The organism is Bacillus sp. JST-5 (assembly GCF_057747715.1).
On record NZ_JBYLHW010000086.1, the window covers coordinates 1 to 9,570 of the forward strand.

At 32.4% G+C, this 9,570-nt stretch carries 7 protein-coding genes and 1 other annotated feature; of the genes, 4 read left to right on the forward strand and 3 right to left on the reverse strand.

The window, feature by feature from the left end; translation table 11 throughout:
• Positions 1-205: 205 nt before the first annotated feature.
• Positions 206-967 carry a hypothetical protein gene (locus AC3ASS_RS12810; RefSeq protein ID WP_488283914.1) on the reverse strand — a complete coding sequence of 254 codons (762 nt, stop codon included), beginning with the start codon at positions 965-967 and terminating at the stop codon, positions 206-208.
• A gap of 204 nt (positions 968-1,171) precedes the next feature.
• Here AC3ASS_RS12810 and mgtE point away from each other — a divergent pair, with 204 nt between their 5' ends.
• From mgtE to argS, 4 genes are all read left to right on the forward strand, one after another.
• Positions 1,172-2,533 carry a magnesium transporter gene (gene mgtE, locus AC3ASS_RS12815; RefSeq protein ID WP_488283915.1) on the forward strand — a complete coding sequence of 454 codons (1,362 nt, stop codon included), beginning with the start codon at positions 1,172-1,174 and terminating at the stop codon, positions 2,531-2,533.
• Positions 2,534-2,853: 320 nt separating this feature from the next.
• Entirely contained in the window at positions 2,854-4,206 is a 1,353-nt protein-coding gene (locus AC3ASS_RS12820) for a hemolysin family protein (RefSeq protein WP_488283916.1), read from the forward strand.
• Positions 4,207-4,363: 157 nt separating this feature from the next.
• Entirely contained in the window at positions 4,364-5,533 is a 1,170-nt protein-coding gene (locus tag AC3ASS_RS12825) for an FtsW/RodA/SpoVE family cell cycle protein (protein ID WP_488283917.1), read from the forward strand.
• Positions 5,534-5,583: 50 nt separating this feature from the next.
• Positions 5,584-5,794, forward strand: a binding site (T-box leader).
• Between the two features lie 45 nt (positions 5,795-5,839).
• Positions 5,840-7,528 (forward strand): arginine--tRNA ligase, encoded by a 1,689-nt coding sequence (gene argS, locus AC3ASS_RS12830; RefSeq protein WP_488283920.1) that lies wholly within the window; start codon positions 5,840-5,842, stop codon positions 7,526-7,528.
• Between the two features lie 83 nt (positions 7,529-7,611).
• Here the strand turns inward: argS and AC3ASS_RS12835 are convergent, their stop codons facing one another.
• The gene (locus AC3ASS_RS12835) at positions 7,612-8,385 is read right to left on the reverse strand and encodes an ABC transporter permease (RefSeq protein ID WP_488283918.1); all 774 of its coding nucleotides are present in this window, start codon (positions 8,383-8,385) and stop codon (positions 7,612-7,614) included.
• Positions 8,363-9,346: an ABC transporter ATP-binding protein gene (locus AC3ASS_RS12840; RefSeq protein ID WP_488283919.1), complete on the reverse strand. Its 984-nt coding sequence runs from the start codon at positions 9,344-9,346 to the stop codon at positions 8,363-8,365. Before AC3ASS_RS12840 ends, AC3ASS_RS12835 begins: the two co-directional genes overlap by 23 nt.
• Positions 9,347-9,570 lie beyond the last annotated feature (224 nt).

The window sequence follows — 9,570 nt, forward strand, 5'->3', positions numbered from 1 at the left end:
GATTATTGTCAGTACGCTTCGATAACATCCTAAATTTCCCCCGTTAACCAAGAATTCTATCCCTATTATACAAAAAAGCCTGTAGATTTGGCCCCTAAGTTAGGGACTTTGTCTACAAGCTGAAGGCTGATTGTTAAATCAGCCTTCTTTTTATTAAATTGAAGAAATCTTTTTATATAGTTCTCACAAATTAGTTTTGAGAACCTTATTTTATTGACCAAATTCCTTTATCAAAAATTAAATATCCTTTAGAATGATTCCTACGAGCATCTTTAAATTCTTCTTCTAACTCTTCTAGGCTAGCGATATCACCAATAAGCCAAAAAGGAATTTGAATTTTGTTTCTTTTAATCGATGCCTGATTAAAAGAAAAAATAATCCCTTCTTTGAATTCTTTTTCCAATGTTTTTAGTACTTCCACGTCTATTCGTGGAAATGTAGGTTTCTTCCGAAATGGAAACCAAGATTTTGGCACTTTTATTTGTCTAAGTTTGAAAGGTATTAGATTGCTAACCATATTGTAAAAAGACATTAAATCCTTATAAAATGTTTTTACAAACATGCTTTCCTCATCACTTAAATAAACATATTGATTGTTTAATGTTTGATAAAAGGGAATTTTTAAATGTTTTTTCAAATGACCCAAGTAAAGTAATTCGGCTAATTCTTGTCCTTCAACTAAATCTAAATTAGACAGTTCATCAAAATCTATCCAACATAAGGAGCCATTTTTATAGCTGCCGCGATTGATAAACCCTTCCATATTTTCTTCTGTCACATATTGTAATAATGTATGTAAATGAAGTTCTCCTTCATCGGTCGACTGTTTTAGTAAAAGTATGTTTTGTATAGGTTTTGTTACCGATTTATAAAATTCAGGGAATGAGTATCCATAAGATAGTACAAAATGATCGCTATGATTTAAATGGAAATAGAGAACTTCACTGACATCATCTAATTTTGACACAGGCCCCAACCTCCAGAGGTTTATCTAACGATTTAGAAATCCATGTTTTATTCTAGCAAATAATCGGAAAAATATCTCTATACAATTATTTTCCACCTCATTTTACTGTAATGATTATTTTTTCCATTTTCGAAGAAAGAGGTTTATATTCTTCGTTATGTATATTAAAATAGTGAGGTCTTATAATGAAAGGGGGAGGAAAAAATGAAACAACATCTTAACGATGATCAGCTCGTATTATTAGTAATTAAATTTATGAAAGAGCATAAAAAGAAAGAGCTAGATCTACTATTAGACGAACTACATCCTTATGATATTGCCAATATTTATGAAAAATTACCAGAAAAACATAAAACCCGCCTCCTTCTATTGTTAAATAACCATTTATTAGCTGATGTTATTCAAGAATTGAATCATCATAGTCAAATTGATGTTTTAAATAGGCTTGGAGTTGACAAAAAAGGAAAAGTATTAGACTTAATGGATAATGACGATTTGGCATCCATGCTCAAGGAGCTATCTCCAGAAGTCATCAATCACTTACTTTCTGGAATGAAAAAAGAAGAATCCACCATCGTGCAAAATATCATGAATTATCCTGAAGAGTCTGCCGGTCGATTAATGACCAACCGCTTTGTGTGGATTCGTGACACATACACAGTTCGAGAGGCTGTTGATAAATTAAAAAGCTTTGCTGAATTCGCAGAGACGATTAACTATTTGTATGTCATTAATGAAGAAAAAAAATTAGTAGGGGTTGTATCTTATCGCGATTTACTTCTAGCTGATATTAATGAATTAATAAAAAACATTATGTATGAACGAGTGATTTCTGTTTCTGCTTATGCCGATCAAGAAGAAGCAGCCCGATTAATTGAAAGATACGACTTTTTAGCCATTCCTGTAGTGGATGAAAACAATGTGTTGACTGGTATTGTAACCGTCGATGATATTGTTGATGTCATCATTCGTGAAGCGAACGAAGATATCGAAAAATTATCAGCTTCTGGGAAATCTATCGACTTTGAAACAAAAGCACTTGTTGCAGCAGGTCGGAGATTGCCATGGCTAATTTTACTTCTAATTATCGGTGTAATATCCGGAAGTATCATTAGCGTTTTTGAAGAAACTTTAGACAAGGTTGTCGCTTTAGCATTTTTTATGCCAATGATTGCGGGAATGACTGGGAATACAGGTACTCAATCATTAGCTGTTGTTGTGCGGGGACTAGCCTCTAAAGATTTAGATAAAAAAGCCATTATTAAATTGATCCTTAGGGAATTTGGTGTTGGACTAATCATTGGGATTACTTGTGGATTATTAATTTCGGCCATCGCTTACATATGGCAAGGAGGAAATTTTTATTTAGGTTTTGTGGTAGGTGCCTCTTTATTTTTCACATTAATTATTGGAACGTTGGCAGGCACTATTATACCGATTATTTTATATAGATTAAAAATAGATCCTGCCATTGCTTCAGGGCCGCTGATCACAACATTAAATGATATCTTTTCTTTATTTATTTATTTCAGTTTAGCCTCAATTTTTATTTCTTATTTAACTTAACAAAAAGACTACGGGTGTAGTCTTTTTTTTGTGTGATGTTCTTGGAATGGTATTTAGAATTAAAACATATAATTTTATAAATTTATACTCTTTATTGTTTAATTCTTAAAATTTGACGGAACAACTTAACTTCCATATAATATTGATAATATTAAGAAATTTATTTTTATTTTCAAAAAGTTTTTGAATTGATATAAATCTTGTTGTCCATTGATTTCGGAGAGTAGGGGTTTAAAAACTCCTTTATCAATAAACATAAAATTTTATACTTTTGGGAGGTGACTCCTTACTCGTTTTCATAACGAGTTAAGGGAAATTTTTTGGACGACATATTTAATTTGGTGTTTATTGCCATTCTTATTGCTTTAACAGCATTTTTTGTTACATCCGAATTTGCAATTGTTAAGATTCGAAGTTCGAGAATTGATCAATTAATTCAAGAAGGTCGACGTAGTGCAGTTGCAGCAAAAAAAATCATTACCAATTTAGATGAGTATTTATCTGCCTGTCAGCTGGGAATAACTATTACAGCCCTAGGACTAGGTTGGGTTGGAGAATCTACGTTTGAACGAATATTTCTTACCTTTTTTTCAGATATTGATCTTCCTTCTTCTGTATCTAATTTGCTTTCTTTTGGAATTGCATTTGCAATCATAACATTTCTCCATGTCGTTGTAGGAGAGCTGGCTCCTAAAACGATTGCCATTCAAAAGGCTGAAGCTATTGCTTTATCTTTTGCGAGACCACTTATTTGGTTTTACAAATTGATGTATCCGTTTATTTGGACATTAAATGGATCTGCCCAGCTCATAACACGCATGTTTGGGTTAAAACCAGCTAAAGAAAGCGACATTGCTCACTCTGAAGAAGAACTTCGAATCATTTTATCAGAAAGCTATAAAAGTGGTGAGATTAACCAGTCTGAATATAAGTATGTGAATAAAATCTTTGATTTTGACGATAAAATTGCTAAAGAAATCATGGTTCCAAGAACGGAAATTGTAACATTGTCAAAAGATGATTCACTTGAAAACGTTTTAAATGTAATTAAAGATGAGAAATATACAAGATATCCAATTATTGATGGAGATAAAGACCATATAATTGGTCTTATTAATATAAAAGAAGTTCTAACTGGGATTGTTTCCAGTAATCATAATGATCCTATTACACTCGAACACTTTATTCGCCCAATTATCCGAGTGATTGATACGATTCCCGTTCGCGAACTATTAGTGAAAATGCAAAAAGAAAGAATCCATATGGCAGTCCTTATGGATGAATACGGTGGAACAAGTGGGTTAGTTACAGTTGAAGATATTATTGAAGAGATCGTTGGTGATATTCAAGACGAGTTTGACCACGATGAAGTTCCTTTAATACAAAAAATTAATGATGAACATTATATCATTGACTCTAAAGTTCTTCTTGAAGAAATTAATGAATTATTGGGAATTAATATTGTTGATCAAGATATTGATACAGTAGGTGGATGGATTTTAACAGAAAACTTTGAAGCAAAAGAAGGAGATTCTGTTTTCTTCCATGACTATGAATTTAAAATTATTGAAATGGAAGATCACCATATAAAATATATTGAAGTAACAAAAATGAATCCATCGAAAGAAAAAGCTCGAGTTCCGTATTCCCCTGGGACAGAAGCTATACTATAAAAAAATTATTACGCACATCAAGAAATTGGTGTGCTATATTTTTTCTAAAGTTCTCCAATTATTCATTTCCACCTATTTTTCATTGTAACTATTCACATTCTCTGCTAACATTTTTTTAGAAAAGAAAAACTAATTTAATTTGATTAAGGTGAATGAAATGAACACTAAGAAAAAGGTAGGAGAACGTTTCGATTGGGCATTAGCCTTTATCATATTTTTATTCTTTATTGTTAGTTGTATATCAATTTCAAGTGCTCAAACTTCAGGCCAATACGGAACTAATTTTGTTGTGATGCAGATAGCTTGGTATGTAGTTGGAGCAATCATCATTGGTATGTCATTATTTTTTGACCCGGATCAATATAGGAAACTTGCTTGGTATTTATATGGCTTTGGTATTCTCTTGCTCATCATATTAATATTTGCACCTGAAAGTATTGCTGAGCCACGTAATGGTGCAAAATCATGGTTTACTTTGCCAGGGGTCGGGAGCATTCAACCTTCTGAATTTATGAAGACCTTTATGATACTTGCGATGAGTCGATTAATCGTCGACCATCATCAAAAGTATATTTATAAAACGATAAAAACAGATTTGCTCCTATTATTTAAATTACTAGGTGTTTCTTTTGTACCATTATTTTTAATCATGCAACAACCTGACCTTGGAACAGGTTTAGTGCTTATAGCCATTACACTCGGGTTAATATTTGTATCTGGGATTACATGGAAGATTATTTTACCTTCCTTCACATTCTTTGGAATTTTAGCAGGAGTTATTTTATCTATAGCTATATGGAAACCTGATATTATTGATAAATTTGTTGATGATTATCAATTTGGCCGAATTTATTCATGGCTCGATCCTTATAGTTATCAATCAAAAGAAGGCTTCCATTTAATTAAATCTCTTCAAGCTATCGGATCTGGAGAGATAACCGGAAAGGGATATAATGCTTGGGAAGTAGATGTTCCTGAACGTCATACTGATTTTATATTTAGTGTAATAGGTGAGGAATTTGGTTTCATAGGTTCAAGTATTGTTATCAGTTTATACTTCCTTCTCATCTATCATTTAATTAAAATTGCTTTAGATACGAAATCACAGTTTAATGCATATCTCTGTGCAGGAATTATTAGTATGACAACCTTTCACGTATTCCAAAATATCGGAATGACTGTTGGACTACTCCCAATCACAGGGATCCCTCTTCCATTAATAAGTTATGGAGGAAGTTCTTTGATGGGAAATATGTTAGCACTTGGGATCATATTTAGTATTCGGTTCTATCATCGAAACTACATGTTTTCAACAAATAACGATTAATCCTTATTAAAATTAGCATAAATTGTTATAATAAATAAAAATTTATATTATTAAAGTCGATGAAAAAGAGAGTATTCCTATAGTAAGTTTCAAAGCGAGTTGGGGATGGTGGGAGCCCAATAAACTTCATAGGAAGAAGCGCACTTTTGAGACGTAGGCTTGAAATGATAGTAGAGCTTACCGGTTATGCCCCGTTAAGGCAAAGAGTGAACGATTATTCGTTAACTAGAGTGGTACCACGGGTAAAGACTCGTCTCTAATGGAGACGAGTCTATTTTTATATAAAAAAGGAGGGTATTAATGATGATGAATGAAAAACAAATCTTAGCTAGCTTAATATTTGAACATATTCATTCACCAGAGTTATCTGAAGAATATTTGTACAAAATCATTGAAATCCCCAAAAATCCAACTTTAGGAGATTTAGCTTTTCCATGCTTTACTTTAGCCAAAACATTCAAAAAAGCACCGCATGAAATCGCCCAAAATCTTGGAGAAAAGTTAAAGCATCCGATAATTGAAAGAGTTGACGTCGTTGGCCCATATATAAACTTCCATTTAAATCGTTCGATTATTGGAAAAGAGATCGTGTGTAAGATATTGGAGGAAAAAGACAATTATGGATCTCAATCCTTCGGAAACGATAAAACCATTGTTGTAGATTTTTCATCACCAAATATTGCTAAACCATTTTCAATGGGTCATTTACGTTCTACTGTAATTGGGAATGCTCTTGCCAATATTGCCAATAAGTGTGGTTTTCAAACCGTTCGCATCAACCATCTTGGCGATTGGGGAACTCAATTCGGTAAATTAATCACCGCCTATAAATTATGGGGAAATGAGGAAAAAGTAAAAGAAAACCCAATTTCTGAACTATTTATTTTGTACAAAAAATTTCATGAAGAAGCAGAAAAAAACCCTTCACTCGAAGAAGAGGGACGTAAGGCATTCAAAAGATTAGAAGACGGAAATGATGAAGAATTAAAACTATGGGAATGGTTTAAAAATGTTTCTCTTTTAGAATTCAAAAACATTTATGAATTACTAGGTATATCATTCGATTTTTATACTGGAGAAGCTTTTTACAATGATAAGATGGAGCGTGTCATTGAATTATTAAAAGAAAAACATTTGTTAGAGCATTCAGAAGGAGCTGATGTAGTTCCATTAACAGAATTCGATTTACCACCTTGCTTAATTCGTAAATCTGATGGTGCTTCTTTATATGCAACTAGGGATTTGGCAGCTGCCATTTATCGTCATGAAACTTATCATTTCAAAAAAGCACTTTATGTCGTTGGACACGAGCAGAGCATACACTTCCAGCAAGTTTTTAATGTATTGAAAAAACTAGGATTTCAATGGGCAGAGGGAATGACACACGTTCCATTTGGACTGTATTTACAAAACGGGAAAAAAATGTCCACACGTAAAGGAAGAGTTGTTTTACTGGAAGAAGTCCTTAATGAAGTCATTAAACTAGCGTTACAAAATATACAAGAAAAAAATCCGACGTTGCCTAATAAAGAAGAAGTTGCAAAACAAATTGGGGTTGGAGCCATCATTTTCCACGACTTGAAAAATCATCGAATGAATAATATCGAGTTTTCTCTAGAAGAAATGTTAACTTTTGAGGGAGAAACTGGACCATATATTCAATATACATACGCTAGAGCGTGTTCGCTTCTAAGAAAGGGAAAATACGATTCACCAAGTTATAAATCATTAACGGATCATGATAGTTGGGAACTGATAAAACAATTAAAATATTTCCCAAGTAAAATCGGTGAAGCTTTTCATGGAAACGATCCTTCAATCATTGCAAAATATATAGTCGATGTTGCGCAAGCTTTTAATAAATATTATGGAAAGGTAAGAATTCTTGAGTCCAATGAAGAACTAGAATCAAGACTAGCATTGGTTCAATCTGTAACAATTGTATTAAAAGAAGGTTTACGTCTATTAGGAATTCAGGCACCTGATCAAATGTAATAAAGATTAAAATGAAACTGCACCTTTAATTTTCGGTTTTAAAGGTGCAGTTTTATTTTTCATTTACCAATCAATTTCAATCACTAATGTTGACCAAGTATTCCCTTTTCCATTGCAAATTTTTCACACTTAAAGAAGAGAAATATACCAATAATAAAGTAAATGACTGAAGTGGCTACTAATATGGTATAGTCAACAACCGTGAAATCTACTAATGAGACACCTTTAATCATCACCTCACGAATCATATCGACACCTTTTACAATCGGAGCTAACGCTAACCAAGGAGCAATAGACAATGGTACAAATGTTAGTCCCATAAATAAAAATTGTGAAATTTGGAGAAATGATTGAATTTGTTTAAATATGACAGACATTCCAGCAATCATAAAACTTACTCCAAACATACTAATCAAAGTAAAGAGTAAAATTGGGAATATTGATAAGACATCAATATTTAGCCAAGTTCCAGCTGTTAACATCGATATAAATAACATCGCACTAATAGTAATTAATTCTATAATTGTAGTTGCTACAATTCTTGATAAAAATATACGATATGCTCCTAGAGGAGACATATATAATTGTTCGAGCGTACCAAGAACTACTTCATTACTGACCATCCAGCCAATCCCTGACATTGTTGCCATTGCTAAATACCAAAAAATATAATTAACAATGACATACTGAATATTCATCTCCGCACTACTAGGATCACCTACTATTTGAATTCCTAAAAACATTCCTAAAAAAATAAAGTAAAAAGTTAATATCATACTGATCGTATTAGGCAAGTATCTTTTTAATAAAATTACTTCTCTCCTAAAGTTACTTTTAAAGAGATTCCACCATTTCAAAACGTTCCCCCCCTTTCACTATTTTCATAAATACTTCTTCAAAATCAACCGTTGTACGATCAATTTTTTCGATAAGTACTTGATTCGCTTTTAATAGATCAATAATTTCGTATAAATCTTCACCCTTAAGAATATTGACATCTAATATAGTTTTTCCGTTATTTTCATTACGTATGTTGACAACATATCTTCTAGATAAATAGTTGATACTTTCACTTGATAAATGGCCGTTTAAAGTAAAAGAATATGCTTTGCTTTCAAATAATTGCAATAAATTATGAACACGATCATCCGCAACAATTTGACCGTGATTAACTATTATGACACGATCGCAAACTTCTTGAACAACCGGCATATCATGGGTACTTATAATAATGGTTTTTTCCTCCTGAACAGCAATGGATTTCAATAATTTACGAATTTCATAGCTAGTTTCAATATCTAACCCTAACGTAGGCTCATCAAGATAAATAACATCGGTATTCGATAGTAATGCAACAGCAATAGATGTTTTTTGCTGCATTCCTCTTGATAATGTATTAACCATTTCATTTTCTTTTTCTTTTAAGTTTAATCGCTCAAGTAATTCATTAATTTTGTTGGAGACTTCATTTCTAGAAAAGCCGCGATTGCCTGCAAAGTATTCTAAATTTTCTCTAACGGTTAATCTCCAATAAAGATTTCGGTTCCCCTCTAATACGACACTAATATGTTCTAACGCTTTTAATCTTTGATTTTTCATATCGTATCCATTCACGAAGCACGATCCGCTATCTGGAATCAATAAACCGCACATCATTTTAATTAAAGTCGTTTTTCCCGCTCCATTTGGGCCTAGTAAACCGACGACTTCACCTTTTTTTACTTGAAAAGAGATACCTTTAACAGCTTCAATCTTTTCTTTCGTTTTTCTTTTTTTGTATGATTTCTTTAAGTCCTTTACCTCTACAGCAAATGTCATTCTTTCACCTCTTTAGGAAAATTTAACCCTATTATATAAAAATTCATATTTTTCAGAACCGTCCTAGAGACTGATTATTTCTCCATTTATAGATGCAAATTTCTTAGAATTACTGGGATTAAATTTCAATAAAAAAAGAGGTCATACTGCACATAACCCTGTCAAGTAGACAATGAAAAAAAGAGTATATTAAGCTGCGGTCTTTTCTCGATATTCAATCGGGG

What these genes read in the sequence shown, in the direction of transcription:
- AC3ASS_RS12840 (WP_488283919.1), bottom strand. Translation starts at nt 9,346, where the DNA reads ATGACATTTGCTGTAGAGGTAAAGGACTTAAAGAAATCATACAAAAAA.
- AC3ASS_RS12825 (WP_488283917.1), top strand. Translation starts at nt 4,364, where the DNA reads ATGAACACTAAGAAAAAGGTAGGAGAACGTTTCGATTGGGCATTAGCC.
- mgtE (WP_488283915.1), top strand. Translation starts at nt 1,172, where the DNA reads ATGAAACAACATCTTAACGATGATCAGCTCGTATTATTAGTAATTAAA.
- argS (WP_488283920.1), top strand. Translation starts at nt 5,840, where the DNA reads ATGAATGAAAAACAAATCTTAGCTAGCTTAATATTTGAACATATTCAT.